The following is a 23,433-nucleotide window of genomic DNA, read 5'->3' on the forward strand; positions in this document are numbered from 1 at the left end:
TTTCCGCTACAATCTGCGCCAGCAATTTTCCCACGCTCAGGAGATATCATGAAAGTAGCAAAAGACCTGGTGGTCAGCCTGGCCTATCAGGTACGTACAGAAGACGGTGTGTTGGTTGATGAGTCTCCGGTGAGTGCGCCGCTGGACTACCTGCATGGTCACGGTTCCCTGATTTCCGGCCTGGAAACGGCGCTGGAAGGCCATGAAGTTGGCGACAAATTCGACGTTGCTGTAGGCGCGAACGACGCTTACGGTCAGTATGACGACAACCTGGTTCAGCGCGTTCCTAAAGACGTGTTCATGGGCGTTGACGAGTTGCAGGTTGGCATGCGCTTCCTGGCGGAAACCGACCAGGGTCCGGTTCCGGTTGAAATCACTGAAGTTGAAGACGACCACGTTGTGGTTGACGGCAACCACATGCTGGCCGGTCAGAACCTGAAGTTCAACGTAGAAGTTGTTGCGATCCGTGAAGCGACCGAAGAAGAACTGGCTCATGGCCACGTTCACGGTGCGCACGGTCACGACCATGACCACGGTCACGACCATGACCACGATCACGGCCATGACGGCTGCTGCGGTGGTCACGGCCACGACCATGGTCATGACCACGGCCACGGTAAAGGTGGTTGCGGTAACGGCGGCTGCGGCTGCCACTGATTCCGTACTGCGGAAAATAAAAAAGCGGGATAATCCCGCTTTTTTTACGCCTCAATAATGAGGTGGTGGCGTCTCTTCTGACTGAGAGGCAATGTTTGACGGCTGCGTGGCCTTCAGCTTTTCCGTCAGCAGGCGCATGTGATCGCGCAGTTTTGCCATTTCAAGCTCATGGGCCGTCACGGTCTGGTTCAGTTCTTCGATGGTGATGTCCTGAAAAGCCAGGCGGCTTTCCAGCTCAGCCAGTCTCGCTTCGATCGTTGTATCCTTCATCCTTCACCTCGTTTATCTCTCATTCGCCATAATGGACCAGCGGCGGCGAAGTTTAGCTGACTTTTTCCTTAAGTACAGTATCCATCTCCCTGACAAGAAACTTATTTAAACAAAAATAGTCTGAAAAGAAGCGACATTCGGGGGAGTCTGTCTGTAGATTTCTTCCACAACGTTTTATAGTACGTCACTCATTTACGTTTAACACTGGGGTGAGAGACCTCGGGTCCTGGAGATATGGATGAAATCACTGTTTAAAGTTACGCTGCTGGCGACCACCATGGCTGTAGCGCTCAATGCGCCGCTGTCTTTCGCTGCTGATACTGCTGCGAAGCCTGCTGCGACTACAGACAGCAAAGCGGCATTCAAAAATGACGACCAGAAATCTGCCTACGCACTTGGCGCGTCTCTGGGTCGTTACATGGAAAACTCTCTGAAAGAACAAGAGAAACTGGGCATCAAACTGGACAAAAACCAGCTGATCGCAGGGGTTCAGGATGCGTTCGCAGACAAGAGCAAACTGTCTGACCAGGAAATCGAGCAGACTCTGCAAGCGTTTGAAGCGCGCGTGAAAGGCGCCGCTCAGACCAAAATGGAAGCAGACGCTAAAGATAACGAAGCGAAAGGCAAAGCCTACCGCGACAAGTTTGCGAAAGAGAAAGGCGTGAAAACGTCTTCTACTGGCCTGATTTATAAAGTTGAGAAAGAAGGTACCGGCGACGCGCCTAAAGACAGCGACACCGTTGTGGTGAACTACAAAGGTACGCTGATCGACGGTAAAGAGTTCGATAACTCTTATACCCGTGGTGAGCCTCTCTCCTTCCGTCTGGACGGTGTGATCCCGGGCTGGACCGAAGGCCTGAAGAACATCAAGAAAGGCGGTAAAATCAAGCTGGTCATCCCACCGGATCTGGCTTACGGCAAAACCGGCGTTCCGGGTATCCCGGCTAACTCCACGCTGGTGTTTGATGTAGAACTGCTGGACATCAAACCGGCACCGAAAGCGGATGCGAAAACAGACGCACCGGCTGACGACAAAGCCGCAGCAGCTAAGAAGTAATGCTGAAAAAAACCGCCGCCTTTACAGGCGGCGGTTTTTTTATTGTGGGGCAGATATAATTAACACTGGAAAGCGTTATACACGCTGTATTAATTTAGTTGTCCGTGTAGATAATGAGCCTGCCCTGAAAACCTAACGACAGGCTCCTGAAAAGGAGTGTTTTTTTCATGTCCAGGTCGCTTTTAACCAACGAAACCAGTGAACTTGATTTGCTGGATCAACGTCCATTTGACCAGACCGACTTCGATATTCTGAAATCCTACGAAGCGGTAGTGGACGGGTTAGCGATGCTCATTGGTTCCCACTGCGAAATCGTATTGCATTCCCTGCAAGATCTTAAGTGTTCCGCTATCCGCATTGCGAATGGTGAGCACACTGGCCGTAAAATTGGTTCGCCAATCACCGACCTTGCATTGCGTATGTTGCATGACATGACCGGCGCGGACAGCAGCGTCTCAAAATGCTATTTCACCCGCGCCAAAAGCGGCGTACTGATGAAATCAGAAACGATCGCGATTCGAAACCGCGAACACCGGGTGATCGGTTTGCTGTGCATCAACATGAACCTTGATGTGCCATTCTCGCAAATCATGAGCACCTTCATTCCGCCAGAAACGCCGGACGTGGGCTCATCGGTGAACTTTGCTTCTTCTGTTGAGGATCTCGTGACGCAGACGCTGGAGTTCACCATTGAAGAGGTGAATGCCGATCGCAACGTATCCAACAACGCCAAGAATCGTCAGATCGTCCTGAACCTCTATGAGAAAGGGATTTTTGATATCAAAGATGCCATCAACCAGGTGGCCGATCGCCTGAATATCTCTAAGCACACGGTTTACCTCTATATTCGCCAGTTCAAAAGCGGCGACTTCCTGGGACAAGACAAGTAATGCGTTTTGCGTTAATGGTGACGGGCCCGGCGTACGGTACTCAGCAGGCCAGCAGCGCGCTACAGTTTGCCCATGCGCTGCTTGATGCCGGTCATGAACTGGCAAGCGTCTTCTTCTATCGCGAAGGCGTGTATAACGCGAACCAGTTTACGTCTCCGGCGAGCGATGAGTTTGACCTTGTGCGCGCCTGGCAAAAATTAAACGAAACGCAGGGCGTTGACCTGCATATCTGCGTTGCGGCGGCACTGCGTCGCGGCGTGACGGATGCGACCGAAGCCGAACGCCTCGGTCTGGCGGGGGCTAACCTGCAACCGGGCTTTTCGCTCAGCGGACTAGGTGCCCTGGCACAGGCGGCATTGACCTGCGACAGAGTGGTGCAATTTTGATGAAGCGCGTAGCGTTTGTTTTTACTTCTGCGCCGCACGGCAGCGCTTCAGGCCGGGAAGGGCTGGATGCATTGCTCGCGACATCGGCTTTAACCGACGATATCGGCGTATTCTTTGTAGGCGACGGCGTATTCCAGCTGCTGGCAGGCCAACAACCGCAGGCCATTCTTGCGCGCGACTACATTGCGACCTTTAAAGTTCTGCCGCTCTATGACATTGAAACCTTCTGTGTGTGCGCCGACTCGCTGGCCGCGCGTGGGTTAAACGAGAAAACACCGTTCGTGCTGGACGTGACGATCCTGACATCTGCTGCGCTGCGCGAACAACTCTCTCACTACGATACCGTTCTGACTTTCTGAGGCTGTTATGCTCCACACCCTGAGCCGTTCACCGTGGCAATGCGATATCGACACGCTACTGAGCATGCTGCGCGAAGGTGATGATCTGCTGCTGATTCAGGATGGCGTACTCGCGGCGCTTGAAGGCAGCCGTTTTGTTGAAATCCTCAGTAATGCCCCCATAACAGTCTCTGCGCTGAAAGAGGATCTGGATGCGCGGGGTCTTTCTGGTCAAATTTCAGCCAAAATTGACGTGGTTGGCTATACTGATTTCGTCAATCTTACTGTGACGCACGCCAGTCAAATGAACTGGTGATTTGAGATCGCTGTATATTTCTTGACACCTTTTCGACGTAGCCCTAAAATTTCGCGTCCTCATATTGTATGAGGTCGTTTTATTACGTGTTTACGAAGCAAAAGCTAAAACCAGGAGCTATTTAATGGCAACAGTTAACCAGCTGGTACGCAAACCACGTGCACGCAAAGTTGCAAAAAGCAACGTGCCTGCGCTGGAAGCCTGCCCGCAGAAACGTGGCGTATGTACTCGTGTATATACCACCACTCCTAAAAAACCAAACTCCGCACTGCGTAAAGTATGCCGTGTGCGTTTGACTAACGGTTTTGAAGTGACTTCCTACATCGGTGGTGAAGGTCACAACCTTCAGGAGCACTCCGTGATCCTGATCCGTGGCGGTCGTGTTAAAGACCTTCCGGGTGTTCGTTACCACACCGTTCGTGGTGCGCTGGACTGCTCAGGTGTTAAAGACCGTAAGCAGGCTCGCTCCAAGTACGGCGTGAAGCGTCCTAAGGCTTAATGGTTCTCCGTTAAGTAAGGCCAAACTGATTTATCTTAATGTCAAACTAAACTCGTAGAGTTTTGGACAATCCTGAATTAACAACGGAGTAATCCCATGCCACGTCGTCGCGTCATTGGTCAGCGTAAAATTCTTCCAGATCCGAAATTCGGATCAGAACTGCTGGCAAAATTTGTAAATATCCTGATGGTAGATGGTAAAAAATCTACCGCAGAAGCAATCGTATACAGCGCGCTGGAGACCCTGGCTCAGCGTTCTGGTAAAAATGAACTGGAAGCCTTCGAAGTCGCTCTCGACAACGTGCGCCCGACTGTAGAAGTTAAGTCTCGCCGCGTTGGTGGTTCTACTTATCAGGTTCCAGTTGAAGTTCGTCCGGTTCGTCGTAATGCTCTGGCAATGCGTTGGATCGTTGAAGCTGCTCGTAAACGCGGTGATAAATCCATGGCTCTGCGTCTGGCGAACGAACTTTCTGATGCTGCGGAAAACAAAGGTACCGCAGTGAAGAAACGTGAAGACGTTCACCGTATGGCAGAAGCCAACAAGGCGTTCGCACACTACCGTTGGTAATCCCTTCGGAGTCGTAGTCACCAGGCGGGCGCTTCAGAGAAGCCGCCCGCTCTGGGTAACTTAACTGAACGCCTAAAGATATAAACGAGGAATCAAATGGCTCGTACAACACCCATCGCACGCTACCGTAACATCGGTATCAGTGCGCACATCGACGCCGGTAAAACCACTACTACCGAACGTATTCTGTTCTACACCGGTGTAAACCATAAAATCGGTGAAGTTCATGACGGCGCAGCCACCATGGACTGGATGGAACAGGAGCAGGAGCGTGGTATTACTATCACCTCCGCAGCGACTACTGCATTCTGGTCAGGTATGGCTAAGCAGTACGAACCGCATCGCGTAAACATCATCGACACCCCAGGGCACGTTGACTTCACCATCGAAGTAGAACGTTCCATGCGTGTTCTTGACGGCGCGGTAATGGTTTATTGCGCAGTTGGTGGTGTTCAGCCACAGTCTGAAACCGTATGGCGTCAGGCAAACAAATATAAAGTTCCACGCATCGCGTTCGTTAACAAAATGGACCGTATGGGTGCTAACTTCCTGAAAGTTGTTGGCCAGATCAAAACCCGTCTGGGCGCGAACCCTGTTCCGCTTCAGCTGGCAATTGGTGCTGAAGAAGGCTTCACCGGCGTTATCGACCTGGTGAAAATGAAAGCCATCAACTGGAACGAAGCAGATGCGGGCGTTACCTTCGAATACGAAGATATCCCGGCAGAGATGCAGGACCTGGCTGACGAATGGCACCAGAACCTGATCGAATCCGCAGCAGAAGCTTCTGAAGAGCTGATGGAGAAATACCTGGGTGGTGAAGAACTGTCTGAGCAAGAGATCAAATCTGCTCTGCGTCAGCGCGTTCTGAACAACGAAATCATCCTGGTAACCTGTGGTTCTGCGTTCAAGAACAAAGGTGTTCAGGCGATGCTGGATGCGGTAGTTGACTACCTGCCATCCCCGGTTGACGTTCCTGCGATCAACGGCATCCTGGACGACGGTAAAGATACTCCGGCTGAGCGTCACGCAAGTGATGACGAGCCGTTCTCTGCGCTGGCGTTCAAAATTGCTACCGACCCATTCGTGGGTAACCTGACCTTCTTCCGCGTTTACTCTGGTGTGGTTAACTCCGGTGACACCATCCTGAACTCCGTGAAAGCGGCGCGTGAACGTTTTGGCCGTATCGTACAGATGCACGCTAACAAACGTGAAGAGATCAAAGAAGTTCGTGCGGGCGACATCGCTGCTGCTATCGGTCTGAAAGACGTGACCACTGGTGACACCCTGTGTGACCCAGATCACCCGATCATTCTGGAGCGTATGGAATTCCCTGAGCCGGTAATCTCCATCGCAGTTGAACCAAAAACCAAAGCTGACCAGGAAAAAATGGGTCTGGCTCTGGGCCGTCTGGCGAAAGAAGACCCATCATTCCGCGTATGGACTGATGAAGAATCTAACCAGACCATCATCGCTGGTATGGGTGAACTGCACCTGGACATCATCGTTGACCGTATGAAGCGTGAATTCAACGTTGAAGCGAACGTGGGTAAACCTCAGGTTGCTTACCGCGAAGCGATTCGCGCGAAAGTTACCGATGTTGAAGGTAAACACGCTAAGCAGTCTGGTGGTCGCGGTCAGTACGGTCACGTTGTGATCGACATGTACCCACTGGAGCCGGGCTCTAACCCTAAAGGTTACGAGTTCATCAACGACATCAAAGGTGGTGTAATTCCTGGCGAATACATCCCTGCCGTTGATAAAGGCATCCAGGAGCAGCTGAAAGCTGGTCCTCTGGCTGGTTACCCGGTTGTAGACATGGGTGTTCGTCTGCACTTCGGTTCTTACCACGACGTTGACTCCTCTGAACTGGCGTTTAAACTGGCTGCGTCTATTGCCTTTAAAGAAGGCTTTAAGAAAGCAAAACCAGTTCTGCTTGAGCCGATCATGAAGGTTGAAGTAGAAACTCCTGAAGAGAACACCGGTGACGTTATCGGTGACTTGAGCCGTCGTCGCGGTATGCTGCGTGGTCAGGAATCCGAAGTAACTGGCGTTAAGATCCACGCTGAAGTTCCGCTGTCTGAAATGTTCGGATATGCAACTCAGCTGCGTTCTCTGACCAAAGGTCGTGCATCATACACTATGGAATTCCTGAAGTATGATGATGCGCCGAACAACGTTGCTCAGGCCGTTATCGAAGCCCGTGGTAAGTAATCCACAGGATTAAAACCTAAGTCCCGTGCTCTCTCCGAAGGGGAGAGCACTATAGTAAGGAATATAGCCGTGTCTAAAGAAAAATTTGAACGTACAAAACCGCACGTCAACGTTGGTACTATCGGCCACGTTGACCATGGTAAAACTACCCTGACTGCTGCAATCACTACCGTACTGGCTAAAACCTACGGCGGTGCTGCTCGTGCTTTCGACCAGATCGATAACGCACCAGAAGAAAAAGCTCGTGGTATCACCATCAACACCTCTCACGTTGAGTATGACACCCCGACTCGCCACTACGCACACGTAGACTGCCCAGGCCACGCCGACTATGTTAAAAACATGATCACCGGTGCTGCGCAGATGGACGGCGCGATCCTGGTTGTTGCTGCGACTGACGGCCCTATGCCTCAGACCCGTGAGCACATCCTGCTGGGTCGTCAGGTAGGCGTTCCTTTCATCATCGTGTTCCTGAACAAATGCGACATGGTTGATGACGAAGAGCTGCTGGAACTGGTAGAGATGGAAGTTCGTGAACTGCTGTCTCAGTACGATTTCCCAGGCGACGACACCCCAATCGTTCGTGGTTCCGCGCTGAAAGCGCTGGAAGGCGAAGCAGAGTGGGAAGAGAAAATCATCGAACTGGCTGGCTTCCTGGATTCTTACATCCCAGAACCAGAGCGTGCGATTGACAAGCCATTCCTGCTGCCAATCGAAGACGTATTCTCCATCTCCGGTCGTGGTACCGTTGTTACCGGTCGTGTAGAGCGCGGTATCATCAAAGTGGGTGAAGAAGTTGAAATCGTTGGTATCAAAGAGACTGCGAAGTCTACCTGTACTGGCGTTGAAATGTTCCGCAAACTGCTGGACGAAGGCCGTGCTGGTGAGAACGTTGGTGTTCTGCTGCGTGGTATCAAACGTGAAGAAATCGAACGTGGTCAGGTTCTGGCGAAGCCAGGCTCAATCAAGCCACACACCAAGTTCGAATCTGAAGTGTATATTCTGTCCAAAGACGAAGGCGGCCGTCATACTCCGTTCTTCAAAGGCTACCGTCCACAGTTCTACTTCCGTACAACTGACGTGACCGGTACCATCGAACTGCCAGAAGGCGTAGAGATGGTAATGCCAGGCGACAACATCAAGATGGTTGTGACGCTGATCCACCCAATCGCGATGGACGACGGTCTGCGTTTCGCAATCCGTGAAGGCGGCCGTACCGTTGGCGCGGGCGTTGTTGCTAAAGTTCTGGGCTAATTAATTACCCCTGAAATAAAAAGGACGCTTCGGCGTCCTTTTTTGTTTTCTGCCGTTGGGGCGTTGTCATAAAAATTCGCATTTTTTGTCTTCTCCCGCCACGTATTCCAGCGGCTGTGCTATTGTAATCATAACCATTCTCACTTACACTTTGCGCATATTTTGAACGGGAGTCTTTATGTACGTTTGTTTATGTAATGGTGTAAGCGACAAAAAAATTCGTCAGGCCGTTCGCCAGTTTCAGCCACAATCTTTCCAGCAGCTTCGCAAGTTTGTTCCGGTGGGAAATCAATGCGGTAAATGCGTTCGTGCAGCGCGTGAGATCATGCAGGACGAACTGATGCAGATCCCGGAATTCAAAGAGATCGCGTAAGCCTCTATCTTTTTTTTGACATCCCCGTAGCCCGATCTACGCTTCAATGAGTGGAAGCGGAGGGACTATATAATGAAAGGTGATGTTAAAATCATAAGTTATCTCAATAAATTATTGGGAAATGAGCTTGTCGCAATCAATCAGTATTTTCTCCATGCAAGAATGTTCAAAAACTGGGGACTGACTCGCCTCAACGATGTTGAATACCATGAGTCCATTGATGAAATGAAACACGCCGATAAATATATTGAGCGTATTTTATTCCTTGAAGGCATCCCTAACCTACAGGATCTTGGAAAACTGGGCATCGGAGAAGATGTCGAAGAGATGCTGCGTTCTGATCTCCGACTGGAGCTTGAGGGCGCAAAAGACCTGCGTGAAGCCATTGCCTATGCGGACAGCGTACATGATTACGTCAGCCGCGATATGATGATCCAGATCCTGGCCGATGAAGAAGGGCACATCGACTGGCTTGAGACCGAACTGGATCTCATTAGCAAAATTGGCCTACAGAACTACCTTCAGTCTCAAATCAAAGTGGAAAGTTAATCAGGCTTTCCCAGCCAACGCATAAACCCGCTGCTGCCAGAAATGGCCCAAAAGGCAGTGGGTTTTTTAATGCCCGTCTATCAGGGGTGAACAACGAGAGAGCAGTCAGATACAGCAGAGCCATCAGCGCGGCCACTAGTGCCAGTAATGGCAGTACACACCAGCCGTGCCATGCCCCCAGCGCCGCCAGATATTTTATGTCGCCAAATCCCATCCCTTCACGTCGGCAGATGAGCCGATATCCCCAATAGATAACGGCGAATCCGGCGTATCCTGCCATCGCACCCACTACCGCGCTCGGCAAAAAATCAGGATGGAGGCAAAGCTGGTAGAGCAGGCCCGTCCATAACAGCGGGCAAAGAAATTTATCGGGAAGAAGCCCCGTGCGAATATCGGTGCGGACAAGCAAGGCTGATAACGCAAAATAGATCAGCAGAAAGGGGAGGGACATTAACATAGAGAGCGCCTCAACAGGATTTGAGCGCATACTCATCGTAATCTATCTCTCCGGCAATATGCAAAAACAGCCATTGCGTAGCGGCTTCAGACAAAGAGTTGAGAAGGGATACTTTGCATCAAAAATTGCGAGGCCTTACGCAGAGTATGTCTTTGGCGCTTAATTTCTAAACGGCACTTGCGTCTTCCCCAGATTTACGTATAATGCGCGGGCTTGTCGTAATTGACGGCGGGTTCAATCTGAACCAGAGTAGCTCACTTTGTTACTCAACAATGCTCCCAATTGGGGAGCTACGTAAGAACGGTTACACTCTCCCATCAATCGTAATGGGTTTGAGGAGTAATCATTTTCGTTTATAAAATAATTGGAGCTCTGGTCTCATGCAGAACCAAAGAATCCGTATCCGCCTTAAAGCGTTTGATCATCGTCTGATCGATCAATCAACCGCGGAAATCGTCGAGACTGCTAAGCGCACTGGTGCGCAAGTCCGTGGTCCGATCCCGCTGCCGACCCGCAAAGAGCGCTTTACCGTTCTGATCTCTCCGCACGTTAACAAAGATGCGCGTGATCAGTACGAAATCCGCACTCACAAGCGTCTGGTTGACATCGTTGAGCCAACTGAGAAAACCGTTGATGCTCTGATGCGTCTGGATCTGGCTGCCGGTGTAGACGTGCAGATCAGCCTGGGTTAATCAGGTCATCGAGCGATTGAGAGGTTGAAACAATGATTGGTTTAGTCGGTAAAAAAGTGGGTATGACCCGCATCTTCACTGAAGATGGCGTTTCTATCCCAGTAACCGTAATCGAAGTTGAAGCAAACCGCGTTACTCAGGTTAAAGATCTGGCTAACGATGGCTACCGCGCTATTCAGGTTACCACTGGTGCTAAAAAAGCTAACCGTGTAACCAAACCAGAAGCGGGTCACTTCGCTAAAGCTGGCGTTGAAGCTGGCCGTGGTCTGTGGGAATTCCGTCTTGCTGAAGGCGAAGAGTTCACCGTAGGTCAGGACATTAGCGTTGAGCTGTTTGCTGACGTTAAAAAAGTTGACGTAACCGGTACCTCTAAAGGTAAAGGTTTTGCTGGTACCGTTAAGCGCTGGAACTTCCGTACCCAGGACGCTACTCACGGTAACTCCTTGTCTCACCGCGTTCCGGGTTCTATCGGTCAGAACCAGACTCCGGGCAAAGTGTTCAAAGGCAAGAAAATGGCAGGTCAGCTGGGCAACGAACGTGTAACCGTTCAGAGCCTGGACGTAGTACGTGTTGACGCTGAGCGCAACCTGCTGCTGGTTAAAGGTGCGGTCCCGGGTGCAACCGGTAGCGACCTGATCGTTAAACCAGCTGTGAAGGCGTAAGGGGATAGCAATGGAATTAGTATTGAAAGACGCGCAGAGCGCGCTGACTGTTTCCGAAACTACCTTCGGTCGTGATTTCAACGAAGCGCTGGTTCACCAGGTTGTTGTTGCTTATGCAGCTGGTGCTCGTCAGGGTACTCGTGCTCAGAAGACTCGTGCTGAAGTAACTGGTTCAGGCAAAAAGCCATGGCGCCAGAAAGGTACCGGCCGTGCGCGTTCAGGTTCTATCAAGAGCCCGATCTGGCGTTCAGGTGGCGTGACCTTCGCTGCGCGTCCACAGGACCACAGTCAAAAAGTTAACAAAAAGATGTACCGCGGCGCGCTGAAAAGCATCCTGTCCGAACTGGTACGTCAGGATCGTCTGATCGTTGTCGAGAAGTTCTCTGTTGAAGCGCCTAAAACTAAGCTGCTGGCACAGAAACTGAAAGACATGGCTCTGGAAGATGTGCTGATCATCACCGGTGAGCTGGACGAGAACCTGTTCCTGGCCGCGCGTAACCTGCACAAGGTTGACGTACGCGACGCGACTGGTATCGACCCGGTTAGCCTGATCGCCTTCGACAAAGTCGTAATGACTGCTGATGCTGTTAAGCAAGTTGAGGAGATGCTGGCATGATTCGTGAAGAACGTCTGCTGAAGGTGCTGCGCGCACCGCACGTTTCTGAAAAAGCGTCTACTGCGATGGAAAAAACCAACACCATCGTTCTCAAAGTTGCTAAAGACGCGACCAAAGCAGAGATCAAAGCTGCTGTGCAGAAACTGTTTGAAGTCGAAGTCGAAGTCGTTAACACCCTGGTAGTTAAAGGGAAAGTTAAACGTCACGGACAGCGTATCGGTCGTCGTAGCGACTGGAAAAAAGCTTACGTCACCCTTAAAGAAGGCCAGAACCTGGACTTCGTTGGCGGCGCTGAGTAAGTCGGAGGAGTAATACAATGGCAGTTGTTAAATGTAAACCGACATCTCCGGGTCGTCGCCACGTAGTTAAAGTGGTTAACCCTGAGCTGCACAAGGGCAAACCTTTTGCTCCGTTGCTGGAAAAAAACAGCAAATCCGGTGGTCGTAACAACAATGGCCGTATCACCACTCGTCACATCGGTGGTGGCCACAAGCAGGCTTATCGTATTGTTGACTTCAAACGCAACAAAGACGGTATCCCAGCAGTTGTTGAGCGTCTTGAGTACGATCCGAACCGTTCCGCGAACATCGCGCTGGTTCTGTACAAAGATGGCGAACGCCGTTACATCCTGGCCCCTAAAGGCCTGAAAGCTGGCGACCAGATTCAGTCTGGCGTTGATGCTGCAATCAAAGCAGGCAACACCCTGCCGATGCGCAATATCCCGGTTGGTTCTACCGTTCATAACGTAGAAATGAAACCAGGTAAAGGCGGTCAGCTGGCGCGTTCCGCGGGTACTTACGTTCAGATCGTTGCGCGTGACGGTGCTTATGTCACCCTGCGTCTGCGTTCTGGTGAAATGCGTAAAGTCGAAGCAGACTGCCGCGCTACTCTGGGCGAAGTTGGCAATGCTGAGCATATGCTGCGCGTTCTGGGTAAAGCTGGTGCTGCACGCTGGCGTGGTGTTCGTCCTACCGTTCGCGGTACTGCGATGAACCCAGTCGACCACCCACATGGTGGTGGTGAAGGTCGTAACTTTGGTAAGCACCCGGTAACTCCGTGGGGCGTTCAGACCAAAGGTAAGAAGACCCGCAGCAACAAGCGTACTGATAAATTTATCGTACGTCGCCGTAGCAAATAATTTTAGAGGATAAGCCATGCCACGTTCTCTCAAGAAAGGTCCTTTTATTGACCTGCACTTGCTGAAGAAGGTAGAGAAAGCGGTGGAAAGCGGAGACAAGAAGCCCCTGCGCACTTGGTCCCGTCGTTCAACGATCTTTCCTAACATGATCGGTTTGACCATCGCTGTCCATAATGGTCGTCAGCACGTTCCAGTCTTTGTTACCGACGAAATGGTTGGTCACAAACTGGGTGAATTCGCACCGACTCGTACTTATCGCGGCCACGCTGCTGATAAAAAAGCGAAGAAGAAATAAGGTAGGAGGAAGAGATGGAAACTTTAGCTCAACATCGCCATGCTCGTTCTTCTGCACAGAAGGTTCGCCTTGTTGCTGACCTGATTCGCGGTAAGAAAGTGTCGCAGGCCCTGGACATCCTGACCTATACCAACAAGAAAGCTGCGGTATTGGTCAAGAAAGTACTGGAATCTGCCATTGCTAACGCTGAACACAACGATGGCGCTGACATCGACGATCTGAAAGTCGCGAAAATTTTCGTAGATGAAGGCCCAAGCATGAAGCGCATTATGCCGCGTGCGAAAGGTCGTGCAGATCGCATCCTGAAGCGCACCAGCCACATTACTGTGGTTGTGTCCGATCGCTGAGACTCTGGAGACTAGCAATGGGTCAGAAAGTACATCCTAATGGTATTCGCCTGGGTATTGTAAAACCATGGAACTCTACCTGGTTTGCGAACACCAAAGAATTCGCTGACAACCTGGACAGCGATTTTAAAGTACGTCAGTACCTGACTAAGGAACTGGCTAAAGCGTCTGTATCTCGTATCGTTATCGAGCGTCCAGCTAAGAGCATCCGTGTGACTATTCACACTGCTCGTCCTGGCATCGTTATCGGTAAGAAAGGCGAAGACGTAGAAAAACTGCGCAAGGTCGTAGCGGATATCGCTGGCGTTCCTGCACAGATCAATATCGCTGAAGTTCGTAAGCCTGAACTGGACGCTAAATTGGTTGCTGACAGCATCACTTCTCAGCTGGAACGTCGTGTTATGTTCCGTCGTGCTATGAAGCGTGCTGTACAGAACGCAATGCGTCTGGGCGCTAAAGGTATCAAAGTTGAAGTTAGCGGCCGTCTGGGCGGCGCGGAAATCGCACGTACCGAATGGTACCGCGAAGGTCGCGTACCGCTGCACACTCTGCGTGCTGACATCGACTACAACACCTCTGAAGCGCACACCACTTACGGTGTAATCGGCGTTAAGGTATGGATCTTCAAAGGTGAGATCCTGGGTGGTATGGCTGCTGTTGAACAACCGGAAAAACCGGCTGCTCAACCTAAAAAGCAGCAGCGTAAAGGCCGTAAATAAGGAGCGTCGCTGATGTTACAACCAAAGCGTACAAAATTCCGTAAAGTGCACAAAGGCCGCAACCGTGGTCTGGCGCAGGGTACGGATGTTAGCTTCGGCACTTTCGGTCTGAAAGCTGTTGGCCGTGGTCGTCTGACTGCACGTCAGATCGAAGCAGCACGTCGTGCAATGACCCGTGCAGTTAAGCGTCAAGGTAAGATCTGGATCCGTGTATTCCCGGACAAACCGATCACCGAGAAGCCACTGGAAGTTCGTATGGGTAAAGGTAAAGGTAACGTGGAGTACTGGGTTGCCTTGATCCAACCGGGCAAAGTCCTTTATGAAATGGACGGTGTTCCGGAAGAGCTGGCCCGTGAAGCCTTCGGCCTGGCAGCAGCGAAACTGCCTATCAAAACCACCTTTGTAACTAAGACGGTGATGTAATGAAAGCAAAAGAGCTGCGTGAAAAAAGCGTTGAAGAGCTGAACGCTGAGCTGCTGAACCTGCTGCGTGAGCAGTTCAACCTGCGTATGCAGGCTGCAAGTGGCCAGCTGCAACAGACTCACCTGCTGAAGCAAGTGCGTCGCAATGTTGCGCGCGTTAAGACTTTACTGACTCAGAAGGCGGGTGCGTAATGACCGATAAAATCCGTACTCTGCAAGGTCGTGTTGTTAGCGATAAAATGGAGAAATCCATTGTTGTAGCTATCGAACGTTTTGTGAAACACCCGATCTACGGTAAATTCATCAAGCGTACGACCAAACTGCACGTACATGACGAGAACAACGAATGTGGTATCGGCGACAAGGTTGAAATCCGTGAATGCCGTCCACTGTCCAAGACTAAGTCCTGGACGCTGGTTCGCGTTGTAGAGAAAGCGGTTCTGTAATAGAGTACGCATTCTCAATACGAATAAACGGCTCAGCGATGAGCCGTTTATTTTTTCTACCCATATTGCAGAAGCGGTGTTATAATGCCGCGCCCTCGATATGGGGCTTTTTAACGGCTCTGATTTTAGAGTCTCAGGTAGTAGTTGACATTAGCGGAGCACTAAAATGATCCAAGAACAGACTATGCTGAACGTCGCCGACAACTCCGGTGCACGTCGCGTAATGTGTATCAAGGTTCTGGGTGGCTCGCACCGTCGCTACGCAGGCGTAGGCGACATCATCAAGATCACCATCAAGGAAGCAATTCCACGTGGTAAGGTCAAAAAAGGTGATGTGCTGAAGGCGGTAGTGGTGCGCACCAAGAAGGGTGTTCGTCGCCCTGACGGTTCTGTCATTCGCTTCGATGGTAATGCATGCGTTATTTTAAACAATAACAGCGAGCAGCCTATCGGCACGCGTATCTTTGGGCCGGTAACTCGTGAACTTCGTACTGAGAAGTTCATGAAAATTATCTCTCTGGCACCAGAAGTACTCTAAGGAGCGAATCATGGCAGCGAAAATCCGTCGTGATGACGAAGTTATCGTGTTAACCGGTAAAGATAAAGGTAAACGCGGTAAAGTAAAAAATGTTCTGTCTTCCGGCAAACTCGTCGTTGAAGGTATCAACCTGGTTAAGAAACATCAGAAGCCGGTTCCGGCCCTGAACCAACCAGGCGGCATCGTTGAAAAAGAAGCTGCTATTCAGGTTTCTAACGTTGCAATCTTCAATGCGGCTACCGGTAAGGCTGACCGTGTAGGCTTTAGATTCGAAGACGGTAAAAAAGTCCGTTTCTTCAAGTCTAACAGCGAAACTATCAAGTAATTTGGAGTAGTACGATGGCGAAACTGCATGATTACTACAAAGACGAAGTAGTTAACAAACTCATGACTGAGTTTAACTACAATTCTGTCATGCAAGTCCCTCGGGTCGAGAAGATCACCCTGAACATGGGTGTTGGTGAAGCGATCGCTGACAAGAAACTGCTGGATAACGCAGCAGCTGACCTGACAGCAATCTCCGGTCAAAAACCGCTGATCACCAAAGCACGCAAATCTGTTGCAGGCTTCAAAATCCGTCAGGGCTATCCGATCGGCTGTAAAGTAACTCTGCGTGGCGAACGCATGTGGGAGTTCCTTGAGCGCCTGATCACTATTGCTGTTCCACGTATCCGTGACTTCCGTGGCTTGTCCGCTAAGTCTTTCGACGGTCGTGGTAACTACAGCATGGGTGTCCGTGAGCAGATCATCTTCCCAGAAATCGACTACGATAAAGTCGACCGCGTGCGTGGTTTGGATATTACCATTACCACTACTGCGAAATCTGACGAAGAAGGCCGTGCTCTGCTGGCTGCCTTTGACTTCCCGTTCCGCAAGTAAGGTAGGGTTACTGAATGGCTAAGCAATCAATGAAAGCACGCGAAGTAAAGCGCGTAGCTTTAGCTGATAAATTCTTCGCTAAACGCGCTGAACTGAAAGCGATCATTTCTGATGTGAACGCTTCCGACGAAGATCGTTGGAATGCGGTTCTCAAGCTGCAGTCTCTGCCGCGTGATTCCAGCCCGTCTCGTCAGCGTAACCGCTGTCGTCAAACAGGTCGTCCACATGGTTATGTGGGCAAGTTTGGGTTGAGCCGTATCAAACTGCGTGAAGCCGCCATGCGCGGTGAAGTACCAGGCTTGAAAAAGGCTAGCTGGTAATTACCAATTGAATCACGGGAGTAAAGACAGATGAGCATGCAAGATCCGATCGCGGATATGCTGACCCGTATCCGTAACGGTCAGGCCGCGAACAAAGTTGCGGTCACCATGCCTTCCGCCAAGCTGAAAGTGGCAATTGCCAACGTGCTGAAGGAAGAAGGTTTTATCGAAGATTTTAAAGTTGAAGGCGACACCAAGCCGGAGCTGGAACTTACTCTCAAGTATTTCCAGGGTAAAGCTGTTGTAGAAAGCATTCAGCGTGTCAGCCGCCCAGGTCTGCGCATCTATAAGAAAAAAGATGAGCTGCCAAAAGTAATGGCTGGTCTTGGTATCGCAGTTGTTTCTACCTCTAAAGGTGTTATGACTGATCGTGCAGCGCGCCAGGCTGGTCTTGGTGGCGAAATTATCTGCTACGTAGCCTAATCGGAGGAAAGAATGTCTCGTGTTGCTAAAGCACCGGTCGTTATTCCTGCCGGCGTTGATGTAAAAATCGACGGTCAGGTTATTACGATCAAAGGTAAAAACGGCGAGCTGACTCGTACCCTCAACAAAGCTGTTGAAGTTAAACATGCAGATAACGCTCTGACCTTCGGTCCACGTGATGGTTTCGTGGATGGATGGGCTCAGGCTGGTACCGCGCGTGCCCTGCTGAACTCAATGGTTGTTGGTGTTACCGAAGGCTTCACTAAAAAGCTTCAGCTGGTTGGTGTAGGTTATCGTGCAGCTATCAAAGGGAATGCAGTAGGCCTGTCTCTGGGCTTCTCACACCCTGTTGAGCATCCGCTGCCGGCCGGTATCACTGCAGAATGTCCGACTCAAACTGAAATCGTGCTGAAAGGCGCTGATAAACAGCTGATCGGTCAGGTTGCAGCAGATCTGCGCGCCTACCGTCGTCCTGAGCCTTATAAAGGCAAGGGTGTTCGTTACGCCGACGAAGTCGTGCGTACCAAAGAGGCTAAGAAGAAGTAAGGTAACACTATGGATAAGAAATCTGCTCGTATCCGTCGTGCGACCCGCGCACGCCGCAAGCTCAAAGAGCTGGGTGCAACTCGCCTGGTGGTACATCGTACCCCGCGTCATATTTACGCACAGGTAATTGCACCGAACGGTTCTGAAGTTCTGGTAGCTGCTTCTACTGTAGAAAAAGCTATCTCAGAACAATTGAAGTATACCGGTAACAAAGACGCCGCAGCAGCTGTAGGTAAAGCTGTCGCAGAACGCGCTCTGGAAAAAGGCATCAGCAATGTTTCCTTTGACCGTTCCGGGTTCCAATATCATGGTCGTGTCCAGGCACTGGCAGATGCTGCCCGTGAAGCTGGCCTTCAGTTCTAAGGTAGAGGTGTAAGATGGCTCACATCGAAAAACAGGCTGGCGAACTGCAGGAAAAGCTGATCGCGGTAAACCGCGTATCTAAAACCGTTAAAGGTGGTCGTATTTTCTCCTTCACAGCTCTGACTGTAGTGGGTGATGGTAACGGTCGCGTTGGTTTTGGTTACGGTAAAGCGCGTGAAGTTCCAGCAGCGATCCAGAAAGCGATGGAAAAAGCCCGTCGCAATATGATTAACGTCGCGCTGAACAACGGTACCCTGCAACACCCAGTTAAAGGTGTTCACACGGGTTCTCGTGTATTCATGCAGCCAGCTTCCGAAGGTACCGGTATCATCGCCGGTGGTGCAATGCGCGCCGTTCTGGAAGTTGCTGGAGTTCATAACGTTCTGGCTAAAGCATATGGTTCCACCAACCCGATCAACGTGGTTCGTGCAACTATTGATGGCCTGGAAAATATGAATTCTCCAGAAATGGTCGCTGCCAAGCGTGGTAAATCCGTTGAAGAAATTCTGGGGTAATTGACCATGGCAAAGACTATTAAAATCACTCAAACCCGCAGTGCAATCGGTCGTCTGCCGAAACACAAGGCAACGCTGCTTGGCCTGGGTCTGCGTCGTATTGGTCATACCGTTGAGCGCGAGGATACTCCTGCTGTTCGTGGTATGGTCAACGCGGTTTACTTCATGGTTAAAGTTGAGGAGTAAGAGATGCGTTTAAATACTCTGTCTCCGGCCGAAGGCTCTAAAAAGGCGGGTAAACGCCTGGGTCGTGGTATCGGTTCTGGCCTCGGCAAAACCGGTGGTCGTGGTCACAAAGGTCAGAACTCTCGTTCTGGCGGTGGCGTACGTCGCGGTTTCGAGGGTGGCCAGATGCCACTGTACCGTCGTCTGCCGAAGTTCGGCTTCACCTCTCGCAAAGCAGCGATCACAGCGGAAATCCGTCTGTCTGACCTGGCGAAAGTTGAAGGCGGCGTTGTAGACCTGAACACGCTGAAAGCGGCTAACATTATCGGTATCCAGATCGAGTTCGCGAAAGTGATCCTGGCTGGTGAAGTTTCTACTCCGGTAACTGTTCGTGGCCTGCGTGTTACTAAAGGTGCTCGTGCTGCTATCGAAGCTGCTGGCGGTAAAATTGAGGAATAAGTAGCAGATGGCTAAGCAACCGGGATTAGATTTTCAAAGTGCCAAAGGTGGATTTGGCGAGCTGAAACGCAGACTGCTGTTTGTAATCGGCGCGCTGATTGTGTTCCGTATTGGCTCTTTTATTCCGATCCCTGGTATTGATGCCGCTGTACTTGCCAAACTGCTTGAGCAACAGCGAGGCACCATCATTGAAATGTTTAACATGTTCTCTGGTGGTGCTCTCAGCCGTGCTTCTATTTTCGCACTGGGTATTATGCCGTACATTTCGGCATCGATTATTATCCAGCTGCTGACGGTCGTTCATCCGGCCCTGGCAGAGTTGAAGAAAGAAGGGGAGTCTGGACGTCGTAAGATTAGCCAGTACACCCGTTACGGCACTCTGGTGCTGGCAATATTCCAGTCGATCGGTATTGCTACCGGTCTTCCGAATATGCCTGGTATGCAGGGCCTGGTATTAAACCCAGGCTTTGCATTCTATTTCACCGCTGTTGTTAGTCTGGTCACAGGGACTATGTTCCTGATGTGGCTCGGCGAACAGATTACTGAACGAGGTATCGGTAACGGTATCTCAATCATTATCTTCGCCGGTATCGTTGCGGGACTCCCGCCGGCCATCGCCCATACTATCGAGCAAGCGCGTCAAGGCGACCTGCACTTCCTCCTGTTGCTGTTGGTTGCAGTATTAGTATTTGCAGTGACGTTCTTTGTTGTCTTCGTTGAACGTGGTCAACGCCGCATTGTGGTGAACTACGCTAAACGTCAGCAAGGTCGTCGTGTCTATGCTGCACAGAGCACACATTTACCGCTGAAAGTGAATATGGCGGGGGTTATCCCGGCTATCTTCGCTTCCAGTATTATTCTGTTCCCGGCAACCATCGCGTCATGGTTCGGGGGCGGTACTGGTTGGAACTGGCTGACAACAATTTCGCTGTATTTGCAGCCTGGGCAACCACTTTATGTGTTACTCTATGCGTCTGCGATCATCTTCTTCTGTTTCTTCTACACGGCGTTGGTCTTCAACCCGCGTGAAACAGCAGATAACCTGAAGAAGTCCGGTGCATTTGTACCAGGAATTCGTCCGGGAGAGCAAACGGCGAAGTATATCGATAAAGTAATGACTCGCCTGACTTTGGTTGGTGCGCTTTATATTACTTTTATCTGCCTGATCCCGGAGTTCATGCGTGATGCAATGAAAGTACCGTTCTACTTCGGTGGGACCTCACTGCTTATCGTTGTTGTCGTGATTATGGACTTTATGGCTCAAGTGCAAACTCTGATGATGTCCAGTCAGTATGAGTCTGCATTGAAGAAGGCGAACCTGAAAGGCTACGGCCGCTAACTGGTCGCCTGAGAAGTTACGGAGAGTAAAAATGAAAGTTCGTGCTTCCGTCAAGAAATTATGCCGTAACTGCAAAATCGTTAAGCGTGATGGTGTCATCCGTGTGATTTGCAGTGCCGAGCCGAAGCATAAACAGCGCCAAGGCTGATTATTTCGCATATTTTTCTTGCAAAGTTGGGTTGAGCTGGCTAGATTAGCCAGCCAATCTTTTGTATGTCTGTACGTTTCCATTTGAGTATCCTGAAAACGGGCTTTTCAGCATGGTGCGTACATATTAAATAGTAGGAGTGCATAGTGGCCCGTATAGCAGGCATTAACATTCCTGATCAGAAACATGCTGTGATCGCATTAACTTCGATCTACGGCGTCGGCAAGACCCGTTCTAAAGCCATTCTGGCTGCAGCGGGTATCGCTGAAGATGTTAAGATCAGTGAGCTGTCTGAAGAACAAATCGACACGCTGCGTGACGAAGTTGCCAAATTTGTCGTTGAAGGTGATCTGCGCCGTGAAATCAGCATGAGCATCAAGCGCCTGATGGATCTTGGTTGCTATCGCGGTTTGCGTCATCGTCGTGGTCTGCCAGTGCGCGGTCAGCGTACTAAGACCAACGCACGTACCCGTAAGGGTCCGCGCAAACCGATCAAGAAATAATCGGGGTGATTGAATAATGGCAAAGGCACCAGTTCGTGCACGTAAACGTGTAAGAAAACAAGTCTCTGACGGCGTGGCTCATATCCATGCTTCTTTCAACAACACCATCGTTACTATTACTGATCGTCAGGGTAACGCATTGGGTTGGGCAACAGCCGGTGGTTCCGGTTTCCGTGGTTCTCGCAAATCCACTCCGTTCGCAGCTCAGGTTGCAGCAGAGCGTTGCGCTGAAGCCGTAAAAGAATACGGCATCAAGAATCTGGAAGTTATGGTTAAAGGTCCGGGTCCGGGTCGTGAATCTACTGTTCGCGCTCTGAACGCCGCTGGTTTCCGCATCACGAATATTACTGATGTGACTCCGATCCCTCATAACGGTTGTCGTCCGCCGAAAAAACGTCGCGTATAACGCTCGTTTTTTAGGTTAGTTGGAGATAGAAAATGGCAAGATATTTGGGTCCTAAGCTCAAGCTGAGCCGTCGTGAGGGCACCGACTTATTCCTTAAGTCTGGCGTTCGCGCGATCGATACCAAGTGTAAAATTGAACAAGCTCCTGGCCAGCACGGTGCGCGTAAACCGCGTCTGTCTGACTATGGTGTGCAGTTGCGTGAAAAGCAAAAAGTTCGCCGTATCTACGGTGTGCTGGAGCGTCAGTTCCGTAACTACTATAAAGAAGCAGCACGTCTGAAAGGCAACACAGGTGAAAACCTGCTGGCTCTGCTGGAAGGTCGTCTGGACAACGTTGTATACCGTATGGGCTTCGGCGCGACTCGTGCTGAATCACGCCAGCTGGTTAGCCATAAAGCAATCATGGTAAACGGTCGTGTTGTTAACATCGCTTCTTATCAGGTTAAAGCGAATGACGTTGTTAGCATTCGTGAGAAAGCGAAAAAGCAATCTCGCGTGAAAGCCGCTCTGGAGCTGGCTGAGCAGCGTGAAAAGCCAACCTGGCTGGAAGTTGATGCTGGCAAGATGGAAGGTACGTTCAAGCGTCAGCCAGAACGTTCTGATCTGTCTGCGGACATTAACGAACACCTGATCGTCGAGCTTTACTCCAAGTAAAGCTTAGTACCAAAGAGAGGACACAATGCAGGGTTCTGTGACAGAGTTTCTAAAACCGCGCCTGGTAGATATCGAGCAAGTGAGTTCGACGCACGCCAAGGTGACCCTTGAGCCTTTAGAGCGTGGCTTTGGCCATACTCTGGGTAACGCACTGCGCCGTATTCTGCTCTCATCGATGCCGGGTTGCGCGGTGACCGAGGTTGAGATTGATGGTGTACTTCATGAGTACAGCACCAAAGAAGGCGTTCAGGAAGATATCCTTGAAATCCTGCTCAACCTGAAAGGGCTGGCGGTGAGAGTTCAGGGTAAAGATGAAGTTATTCTTACTCTGAATAAATCTGGCATTGGCCCTGTGACTGCAGCCGACATCACCCACGACGGTGATGTTGAAATCGTCAAGCCGCAGCACGTGATCTGCCACCTGACCGATGAGAACGCAGCTATTAGCATGCGTATCAAAGTTCAGCGCGGTCGTGGTTATGTGCCGGCTTCTGCCCGAATTCATTCGGAAGAAGATGAGCGCCCAATCGGCCGTCTGCTGGTCGACGCATGTTACAGCCCTGTAGAGCGTATTGCCTACAATGTTGAAGCAGCGCGTGTAGAACAGCGTACCGACCTGGACAAGCTGGTCATCGAAATGGAAACCAATGGCACAATCGATCCTGAAGAGGCGATTCGTCGTGCGGCAACCATCCTGGCAGAACAACTGGAAGCTTTCGTTGACTTACGTGATGTACGTCAGCCGGAAGTGAAAGAAGAGAAACCAGAATTCGATCCGATCCTGCTGCGCCCTGTTGACGATCTGGAATTGACTGTCCGCTCTGCTAACTGCCTCAAGGCAGAAGCTATCCACTATATCGGTGATCTGGTACAGCGTACCGAGGTTGAGTTGCTGAAAACGCCGAACCTGGGTAAAAAATCTCTTACCGAGATTAAAGACGTGCTGGCTTCACGTGGTCTGTCTCTGGGCATGCGCCTGGAAAACTGGCCACCGGCAAGCATTGCTGACGAGTAA

At 50.8% G+C, this 23,433-nt stretch carries 41 protein-coding genes; 39 read left to right on the top strand and 2 right to left on the bottom strand.

Going from position 1 to position 23,433, the window contains the following annotated elements; all coding sequences use genetic code 11:
* Nucleotides 1–48 precede the first annotated feature (48 nt).
* Nucleotides 49–657: a peptidylprolyl isomerase gene (gene slyD / locus BH712_RS19685; RefSeq protein WP_006812198.1), complete on the top strand. Its 609-nt coding sequence runs from the start codon at nt 49–51 to the stop codon at nt 655–657.
* Between the two features lie 51 nt (nt 658–708).
* On the opposite strand, the gene BH712_RS19690 is transcribed toward slyD, so the two are convergent.
* Nucleotides 709–927 carry a protein SlyX gene (locus BH712_RS19690; RefSeq protein ID WP_003861693.1) on the bottom strand — a complete coding sequence of 73 codons (219 nt, stop codon included), beginning with the start codon at nt 925–927 and terminating at the stop codon, nt 709–711.
* A gap of 238 nt (nt 928–1,165) precedes the next feature.
* Here BH712_RS19690 and fkpA point away from each other — a divergent pair, with 238 nt between their 5' ends.
* From fkpA to bfr, 11 genes are all read left to right on the top strand, one after another.
* Entirely contained in the window at nt 1,166–1,984 is an 819-nt protein-coding gene (gene fkpA, locus BH712_RS19695) for an FKBP-type peptidyl-prolyl cis-trans isomerase (RefSeq protein ID WP_003861695.1), read from the top strand.
* A gap of 167 nt (nt 1,985–2,151) precedes the next feature.
* Nucleotides 2,152–2,874, top strand: a complete 723-nt coding sequence (locus BH712_RS19700) for a helix-turn-helix transcriptional regulator (protein ID WP_003861697.1) — start codon at nt 2,152–2,154, stop codon at nt 2,872–2,874.
* A complete protein-coding gene (tusD, locus tag BH712_RS19705; RefSeq protein ID WP_003861699.1) occupies nt 2,874–3,260 on the top strand; it encodes a sulfurtransferase complex subunit TusD in 387 nt (128 codons plus the stop codon). The genes BH712_RS19700 and tusD overlap by 1 nt, the downstream gene beginning before the upstream one ends.
* On the top strand, nt 3,260–3,619 hold the full coding sequence (gene tusC / locus BH712_RS19710) for a sulfurtransferase complex subunit TusC (RefSeq protein WP_006812197.1): 360 nt from the start codon (nt 3,260–3,262) through the stop codon (nt 3,617–3,619). The genes tusD and tusC overlap by 1 nt, the downstream gene beginning before the upstream one ends.
* A 7-nt stretch (nt 3,620–3,626) precedes the next feature.
* On the top strand, nt 3,627–3,914 hold the full coding sequence (tusB, locus tag BH712_RS19715) for a sulfurtransferase complex subunit TusB (RefSeq protein ID WP_006812196.1): 288 nt from the start codon (nt 3,627–3,629) through the stop codon (nt 3,912–3,914).
* A 124-nt stretch (nt 3,915–4,038) separates the two neighbouring features.
* Nucleotides 4,039–4,413, top strand: coding sequence for a 30S ribosomal protein S12 (rpsL, locus tag BH712_RS19720; protein ID WP_000246815.1), 375 nt, complete (start codon nt 4,039–4,041; stop codon nt 4,411–4,413).
* 96 nt (nt 4,414–4,509) lie between these two features.
* On the top strand, nt 4,510–4,980 hold the full coding sequence (gene rpsG / locus BH712_RS19725; RefSeq protein WP_003861706.1) for a 30S ribosomal protein S7: 471 nt from the start codon (nt 4,510–4,512) through the stop codon (nt 4,978–4,980).
* Nucleotides 4,981–5,076: 96 nt separating this feature from the next.
* Nucleotides 5,077–7,191 (top strand): elongation factor G, encoded by a 2,115-nt coding sequence (gene fusA / locus BH712_RS19730; RefSeq protein WP_006812195.1) that lies wholly within the window; start codon nt 5,077–5,079, stop codon nt 7,189–7,191.
* A gap of 69 nt (nt 7,192–7,260) precedes the next feature.
* Nucleotides 7,261–8,445 carry an elongation factor Tu gene (gene tuf / locus BH712_RS19735; RefSeq protein ID WP_039274549.1) on the top strand — a complete coding sequence of 395 codons (1,185 nt, stop codon included), beginning with the start codon at nt 7,261–7,263 and terminating at the stop codon, nt 8,443–8,445.
* 178 nt (nt 8,446–8,623) lie between these two features.
* Complete coding sequence (gene bfd / locus BH712_RS19740) at nt 8,624–8,818, top strand: bacterioferritin-associated ferredoxin (RefSeq protein ID WP_003863268.1); 195 nt, start codon at nt 8,624–8,626, stop codon at nt 8,816–8,818.
* Between the two features lie 72 nt (nt 8,819–8,890).
* Complete coding sequence (gene bfr, locus BH712_RS19745) at nt 8,891–9,367, top strand: bacterioferritin (RefSeq protein ID WP_003863270.1); 477 nt, start codon at nt 8,891–8,893, stop codon at nt 9,365–9,367.
* On the opposite strand, the gene BH712_RS19750 is transcribed toward bfr, so the two are convergent.
* Nucleotides 9,351–9,824 carry a prepilin peptidase gene (locus tag BH712_RS19750; RefSeq protein ID WP_032674080.1) on the bottom strand — a complete coding sequence of 158 codons (474 nt, stop codon included), beginning with the start codon at nt 9,822–9,824 and terminating at the stop codon, nt 9,351–9,353. The genes bfr and BH712_RS19750 overlap by 17 nt on opposite strands.
* Nucleotides 9,825–10,204: 380 nt before the next feature.
* Between BH712_RS19750 and rpsJ the strand changes: the two genes are divergently transcribed.
* The 27 genes from rpsJ to BH712_RS19885 all read left to right on the top strand — a co-directional run bounded on the left by rpsJ (nt 10,205) and on the right by BH712_RS19885 (nt 23,433).
* Entirely contained in the window at nt 10,205–10,516 is a 312-nt protein-coding gene (gene rpsJ, locus BH712_RS19755; RefSeq protein WP_001181005.1) for a 30S ribosomal protein S10, read from the top strand.
* Between the two features lie 32 nt (nt 10,517–10,548).
* On the top strand, nt 10,549–11,178 hold the full coding sequence (rplC, locus tag BH712_RS19760; RefSeq protein ID WP_003863274.1) for a 50S ribosomal protein L3: 630 nt from the start codon (nt 10,549–10,551) through the stop codon (nt 11,176–11,178).
* Nucleotides 11,179–11,188: 10 nt separating this feature from the next.
* Nucleotides 11,189–11,794 (top strand): 50S ribosomal protein L4, encoded by a 606-nt coding sequence (gene rplD / locus BH712_RS19765; protein ID WP_000424395.1) that lies wholly within the window; start codon nt 11,189–11,191, stop codon nt 11,792–11,794.
* On the top strand, nt 11,791–12,093 hold the full coding sequence (gene rplW / locus BH712_RS19770; protein WP_000617546.1) for a 50S ribosomal protein L23: 303 nt from the start codon (nt 11,791–11,793) through the stop codon (nt 12,091–12,093). The genes rplD and rplW overlap by 4 nt, the downstream gene beginning before the upstream one ends.
* A gap of 17 nt (nt 12,094–12,110) precedes the next feature.
* Nucleotides 12,111–12,932: a 50S ribosomal protein L2 gene (rplB, locus tag BH712_RS19775; protein ID WP_000301859.1), complete on the top strand. Its 822-nt coding sequence runs from the start codon at nt 12,111–12,113 to the stop codon at nt 12,930–12,932.
* Nucleotides 12,933–12,948: 16 nt separating this feature from the next.
* Nucleotides 12,949–13,227: a 30S ribosomal protein S19 gene (gene rpsS, locus BH712_RS19780; RefSeq protein WP_001138117.1), complete on the top strand. Its 279-nt coding sequence runs from the start codon at nt 12,949–12,951 to the stop codon at nt 13,225–13,227.
* A gap of 14 nt (nt 13,228–13,241) precedes the next feature.
* Nucleotides 13,242–13,574, top strand: coding sequence for a 50S ribosomal protein L22 (gene rplV / locus BH712_RS19785; RefSeq protein ID WP_002919773.1), 333 nt, complete (start codon nt 13,242–13,244; stop codon nt 13,572–13,574).
* 17 nt (nt 13,575–13,591) lie between these two features.
* Entirely contained in the window at nt 13,592–14,293 is a 702-nt protein-coding gene (gene rpsC / locus BH712_RS19790) for a 30S ribosomal protein S3 (protein WP_000529945.1), read from the top strand.
* Between the two features lie 12 nt (nt 14,294–14,305).
* The gene (gene rplP, locus BH712_RS19795) at nt 14,306–14,716 is read left to right on the top strand and encodes a 50S ribosomal protein L16 (protein ID WP_002919759.1); all 411 of its coding nucleotides are present in this window, start codon (nt 14,306–14,308) and stop codon (nt 14,714–14,716) included.
* The gene (rpmC, locus tag BH712_RS19800; RefSeq protein ID WP_003863282.1) at nt 14,716–14,907 is read left to right on the top strand and encodes a 50S ribosomal protein L29; all 192 of its coding nucleotides are present in this window, start codon (nt 14,716–14,718) and stop codon (nt 14,905–14,907) included. The genes rplP and rpmC overlap by 1 nt, the downstream gene beginning before the upstream one ends.
* Complete coding sequence (rpsQ, locus tag BH712_RS19805; RefSeq protein ID WP_002438707.1) at nt 14,907–15,161, top strand: 30S ribosomal protein S17; 255 nt, start codon at nt 14,907–14,909, stop codon at nt 15,159–15,161. Before rpmC ends, rpsQ begins: the two co-directional genes overlap by 1 nt.
* Nucleotides 15,162–15,327: 166 nt before the next feature.
* Nucleotides 15,328–15,699: a 50S ribosomal protein L14 gene (gene rplN, locus BH712_RS19810; RefSeq protein WP_002919748.1), complete on the top strand. Its 372-nt coding sequence runs from the start codon at nt 15,328–15,330 to the stop codon at nt 15,697–15,699.
* A 10-nt stretch (nt 15,700–15,709) separates the two neighbouring features.
* Nucleotides 15,710–16,024, top strand: coding sequence for a 50S ribosomal protein L24 (gene rplX / locus BH712_RS19815; RefSeq protein ID WP_003863287.1), 315 nt, complete (start codon nt 15,710–15,712; stop codon nt 16,022–16,024).
* Nucleotides 16,025–16,038: 14 nt separating this feature from the next.
* Complete coding sequence (rplE, locus tag BH712_RS19820) at nt 16,039–16,578, top strand: 50S ribosomal protein L5 (RefSeq protein ID WP_003863290.1); 540 nt, start codon at nt 16,039–16,041, stop codon at nt 16,576–16,578.
* A 14-nt stretch (nt 16,579–16,592) separates the two neighbouring features.
* Complete coding sequence (rpsN, locus tag BH712_RS19825) at nt 16,593–16,898, top strand: 30S ribosomal protein S14 (protein ID WP_003863291.1); 306 nt, start codon at nt 16,593–16,595, stop codon at nt 16,896–16,898.
* A 30-nt stretch (nt 16,899–16,928) separates the two neighbouring features.
* Nucleotides 16,929–17,321 (top strand): 30S ribosomal protein S8, encoded by a 393-nt coding sequence (gene rpsH / locus BH712_RS19830; protein WP_006178918.1) that lies wholly within the window; start codon nt 16,929–16,931, stop codon nt 17,319–17,321.
* A gap of 12 nt (nt 17,322–17,333) precedes the next feature.
* Nucleotides 17,334–17,867: a 50S ribosomal protein L6 gene (rplF, locus tag BH712_RS19835; RefSeq protein ID WP_003863296.1), complete on the top strand. Its 534-nt coding sequence runs from the start codon at nt 17,334–17,336 to the stop codon at nt 17,865–17,867.
* A 9-nt stretch (nt 17,868–17,876) separates the two neighbouring features.
* Entirely contained in the window at nt 17,877–18,230 is a 354-nt protein-coding gene (gene rplR, locus BH712_RS19840) for a 50S ribosomal protein L18 (RefSeq protein ID WP_003863297.1), read from the top strand.
* Between the two features lie 14 nt (nt 18,231–18,244).
* Entirely contained in the window at nt 18,245–18,745 is a 501-nt protein-coding gene (gene rpsE, locus BH712_RS19845; protein ID WP_003863299.1) for a 30S ribosomal protein S5, read from the top strand.
* 6 nt (nt 18,746–18,751) lie between these two features.
* Entirely contained in the window at nt 18,752–18,931 is a 180-nt protein-coding gene (gene rpmD, locus BH712_RS19850) for a 50S ribosomal protein L30 (RefSeq protein ID WP_003863301.1), read from the top strand.
* Between the two features lie 3 nt (nt 18,932–18,934).
* Nucleotides 18,935–19,369 carry a 50S ribosomal protein L15 gene (gene rplO, locus BH712_RS19855; RefSeq protein ID WP_003863304.1) on the top strand — a complete coding sequence of 145 codons (435 nt, stop codon included), beginning with the start codon at nt 18,935–18,937 and terminating at the stop codon, nt 19,367–19,369.
* Between the two features lie 7 nt (nt 19,370–19,376).
* Entirely contained in the window at nt 19,377–20,708 is a 1,332-nt protein-coding gene (gene secY / locus BH712_RS19860; protein ID WP_003863305.1) for a preprotein translocase subunit SecY, read from the top strand.
* Nucleotides 20,709–20,739: 31 nt separating this feature from the next.
* The gene (gene rpmJ, locus BH712_RS19865) at nt 20,740–20,856 is read left to right on the top strand and encodes a 50S ribosomal protein L36 (RefSeq protein ID WP_000868187.1); all 117 of its coding nucleotides are present in this window, start codon (nt 20,740–20,742) and stop codon (nt 20,854–20,856) included.
* A gap of 146 nt (nt 20,857–21,002) precedes the next feature.
* On the top strand, nt 21,003–21,359 hold the full coding sequence (gene rpsM, locus BH712_RS19870; RefSeq protein WP_003863308.1) for a 30S ribosomal protein S13: 357 nt from the start codon (nt 21,003–21,005) through the stop codon (nt 21,357–21,359).
* Nucleotides 21,360–21,375: 16 nt separating this feature from the next.
* Nucleotides 21,376–21,765 carry a 30S ribosomal protein S11 gene (rpsK, locus tag BH712_RS19875; protein ID WP_003863312.1) on the top strand — a complete coding sequence of 130 codons (390 nt, stop codon included), beginning with the start codon at nt 21,376–21,378 and terminating at the stop codon, nt 21,763–21,765.
* A gap of 32 nt (nt 21,766–21,797) precedes the next feature.
* On the top strand, nt 21,798–22,418 hold the full coding sequence (gene rpsD, locus BH712_RS19880; RefSeq protein WP_003863314.1) for a 30S ribosomal protein S4: 621 nt from the start codon (nt 21,798–21,800) through the stop codon (nt 22,416–22,418).
* A 25-nt stretch (nt 22,419–22,443) separates the two neighbouring features.
* Nucleotides 22,444–23,433 (top strand): DNA-directed RNA polymerase subunit alpha, encoded by a 990-nt coding sequence (locus tag BH712_RS19885; RefSeq protein ID WP_002919219.1) that lies wholly within the window; start codon nt 22,444–22,446, stop codon nt 23,431–23,433.

Source organism: Enterobacter hormaechei ATCC 49162, from assembly GCF_001875655.1.
GTDB classification, from domain to species: Bacteria; Pseudomonadota; Gammaproteobacteria; order Enterobacterales; family Enterobacteriaceae; genus Enterobacter; species Enterobacter hormaechei.

Bases quoted from the DNA above. Each gene is read 5' to 3' on its own strand.
- slyD (WP_006812198.1), top strand. From the start codon at position 49: ATGAAAGTAGCAAAAGACCTGGTGGTCAGCCTGGCCTATCAGGTACGT.
- BH712_RS19690 (WP_003861693.1), bottom strand. From the start codon at position 927: ATGAAGGATACAACGATCGAAGCGAGACTGGCTGAGCTGGAAAGCCGC.
- fkpA (WP_003861695.1), top strand. From the start codon at position 1,166: ATGAAATCACTGTTTAAAGTTACGCTGCTGGCGACCACCATGGCTGTA.
- BH712_RS19700 (WP_003861697.1), top strand. From the start codon at position 2,152: ATGTCCAGGTCGCTTTTAACCAACGAAACCAGTGAACTTGATTTGCTG.
- tusD (WP_003861699.1), top strand. From the start codon at position 2,874: ATGCGTTTTGCGTTAATGGTGACGGGCCCGGCGTACGGTACTCAGCAG.
- tusC (WP_006812197.1), top strand. From the start codon at position 3,260: ATGAAGCGCGTAGCGTTTGTTTTTACTTCTGCGCCGCACGGCAGCGCT.
- tusB (WP_006812196.1), top strand. From the start codon at position 3,627: ATGCTCCACACCCTGAGCCGTTCACCGTGGCAATGCGATATCGACACG.
- rpsL (WP_000246815.1), top strand. From the start codon at position 4,039: ATGGCAACAGTTAACCAGCTGGTACGCAAACCACGTGCACGCAAAGTT.
- rpsG (WP_003861706.1), top strand. From the start codon at position 4,510: ATGCCACGTCGTCGCGTCATTGGTCAGCGTAAAATTCTTCCAGATCCG.
- fusA (WP_006812195.1), top strand. From the start codon at position 5,077: ATGGCTCGTACAACACCCATCGCACGCTACCGTAACATCGGTATCAGT.
- bfd (WP_003863268.1), top strand. From the start codon at position 8,624: ATGTACGTTTGTTTATGTAATGGTGTAAGCGACAAAAAAATTCGTCAG.
- bfr (WP_003863270.1), top strand. From the start codon at position 8,891: ATGAAAGGTGATGTTAAAATCATAAGTTATCTCAATAAATTATTGGGA.
- BH712_RS19750 (WP_032674080.1), bottom strand. From the start codon at position 9,824: ATGTTAATGTCCCTCCCCTTTCTGCTGATCTATTTTGCGTTATCAGCC.
- rpsJ (WP_001181005.1), top strand. From the start codon at position 10,205: ATGCAGAACCAAAGAATCCGTATCCGCCTTAAAGCGTTTGATCATCGT.
- rplC (WP_003863274.1), top strand. From the start codon at position 10,549: ATGATTGGTTTAGTCGGTAAAAAAGTGGGTATGACCCGCATCTTCACT.
- rplD (WP_000424395.1), top strand. From the start codon at position 11,189: ATGGAATTAGTATTGAAAGACGCGCAGAGCGCGCTGACTGTTTCCGAA.
- rplW (WP_000617546.1), top strand. From the start codon at position 11,791: ATGATTCGTGAAGAACGTCTGCTGAAGGTGCTGCGCGCACCGCACGTT.
- rplB (WP_000301859.1), top strand. From the start codon at position 12,111: ATGGCAGTTGTTAAATGTAAACCGACATCTCCGGGTCGTCGCCACGTA.
- rpsS (WP_001138117.1), top strand. From the start codon at position 12,949: ATGCCACGTTCTCTCAAGAAAGGTCCTTTTATTGACCTGCACTTGCTG.
- rplV (WP_002919773.1), top strand. From the start codon at position 13,242: ATGGAAACTTTAGCTCAACATCGCCATGCTCGTTCTTCTGCACAGAAG.
- rpsC (WP_000529945.1), top strand. From the start codon at position 13,592: ATGGGTCAGAAAGTACATCCTAATGGTATTCGCCTGGGTATTGTAAAA.
- rplP (WP_002919759.1), top strand. From the start codon at position 14,306: ATGTTACAACCAAAGCGTACAAAATTCCGTAAAGTGCACAAAGGCCGC.
- rpmC (WP_003863282.1), top strand. From the start codon at position 14,716: ATGAAAGCAAAAGAGCTGCGTGAAAAAAGCGTTGAAGAGCTGAACGCT.
- rpsQ (WP_002438707.1), top strand. From the start codon at position 14,907: ATGACCGATAAAATCCGTACTCTGCAAGGTCGTGTTGTTAGCGATAAA.
- rplN (WP_002919748.1), top strand. From the start codon at position 15,328: ATGATCCAAGAACAGACTATGCTGAACGTCGCCGACAACTCCGGTGCA.
- rplX (WP_003863287.1), top strand. From the start codon at position 15,710: ATGGCAGCGAAAATCCGTCGTGATGACGAAGTTATCGTGTTAACCGGT.
- rplE (WP_003863290.1), top strand. From the start codon at position 16,039: ATGGCGAAACTGCATGATTACTACAAAGACGAAGTAGTTAACAAACTC.
- rpsN (WP_003863291.1), top strand. From the start codon at position 16,593: ATGGCTAAGCAATCAATGAAAGCACGCGAAGTAAAGCGCGTAGCTTTA.
- rpsH (WP_006178918.1), top strand. From the start codon at position 16,929: ATGAGCATGCAAGATCCGATCGCGGATATGCTGACCCGTATCCGTAAC.
- rplF (WP_003863296.1), top strand. From the start codon at position 17,334: ATGTCTCGTGTTGCTAAAGCACCGGTCGTTATTCCTGCCGGCGTTGAT.
- rplR (WP_003863297.1), top strand. From the start codon at position 17,877: ATGGATAAGAAATCTGCTCGTATCCGTCGTGCGACCCGCGCACGCCGC.
- rpsE (WP_003863299.1), top strand. From the start codon at position 18,245: ATGGCTCACATCGAAAAACAGGCTGGCGAACTGCAGGAAAAGCTGATC.
- rpmD (WP_003863301.1), top strand. From the start codon at position 18,752: ATGGCAAAGACTATTAAAATCACTCAAACCCGCAGTGCAATCGGTCGT.
- rplO (WP_003863304.1), top strand. From the start codon at position 18,935: ATGCGTTTAAATACTCTGTCTCCGGCCGAAGGCTCTAAAAAGGCGGGT.
- secY (WP_003863305.1), top strand. From the start codon at position 19,377: ATGGCTAAGCAACCGGGATTAGATTTTCAAAGTGCCAAAGGTGGATTT.
- rpmJ (WP_000868187.1), top strand. From the start codon at position 20,740: ATGAAAGTTCGTGCTTCCGTCAAGAAATTATGCCGTAACTGCAAAATC.
- rpsK (WP_003863312.1), top strand. From the start codon at position 21,376: ATGGCAAAGGCACCAGTTCGTGCACGTAAACGTGTAAGAAAACAAGTC.
- rpsD (WP_003863314.1), top strand. From the start codon at position 21,798: ATGGCAAGATATTTGGGTCCTAAGCTCAAGCTGAGCCGTCGTGAGGGC.
- BH712_RS19885 (WP_002919219.1), top strand. From the start codon at position 22,444: ATGCAGGGTTCTGTGACAGAGTTTCTAAAACCGCGCCTGGTAGATATC.